Origin of the sequence: Lactiplantibacillus sp. 7.2.4, from assembly GCF_018991185.1 — a bacterium.
Lineage (GTDB): Bacteria > Bacillota > Bacilli > Lactobacillales > Lactobacillaceae > Lactiplantibacillus > Lactiplantibacillus pentosus.
Genome location: NZ_JAGYGS010000152.1, coordinates 1 through 818 on the forward strand (window position 1 = coordinate 1; position 818 = coordinate 818).

1 pseudogene is annotated in these 818 nt (G+C 46.6%); it reads left to right on the top strand.

Annotation, left to right across the window (positions count from 1 at the left end):
- Positions 1-29: 29 nt before the first annotated feature.
- Positions 30-818, top strand: a pseudogene (locus KGF70_RS16955) (IS256-like element IS1310 family transposase); the annotation flags it as partial.

Here is an 818-nt window from a genome sequence, read left to right on the forward strand (position 1 = left end):
CACAGAAAACATCACAGGAGGCATTCCCCATGAATGAACTTACCACAGAAATTATCGCTGCACTAGCCCAAAAGCAAGATTTGGACGAAGTTTTTCGTCACCACCTCGAAATTGCGATTAACCAGCTGCTTCAAACCGAATTGGCAGAGTTTTTGGGTTACGAACGCTACTCATACGCTGGAATTAACACTGGTAATAACCGCAACGGCAGTTATGAGCGCTCGTTTGATACGAAGTACGGCCAACTTAACCATTCCTCGAGATCGCAATGGCCGGTTTGAAAATCATACCTTGCCAGCCTACGGGCGGCACAGTGATAATTTAGAAACAACGGTCATTTAGTTGTATACCAAGGGAATTACCACTGCTGAAATTGCCGAACTCATTGAGGAAATGTACGGTGCTCACTACTCCAAAGCCACGGTTTCCAACATGACTAAAGCCGTCAATGAACAGGTTCAAGCTTTCCAGCAACGTCGACTGGCTTCACAATATGCGGCCATCTTCTTAGATGCCACTTACTTGCCGTTAAAGCGGGATACCGTTCAAAAAGAAGCCGTTCATATTGCGATTGGCATTCGTCCAGATGGTACGAAAGAAGTGCTGAACTACCAAGTGGCGCCAACGGAATCGACTGGAATCTGGACTGAACTGCTGGGAACCTTGATCAAGCAGGGCGTTAAAGATGTGCTGTTGTTTGTGGCCGATGGGTTAGTTGGTTTGGATGAAGGCTTGAATCGGCATTTCCCTAAAGCCAAACGACAACGTTGCCTGGTTCATGTTGGGCGGAATCTGATGAACAAAGTTCGCGTAAAAGA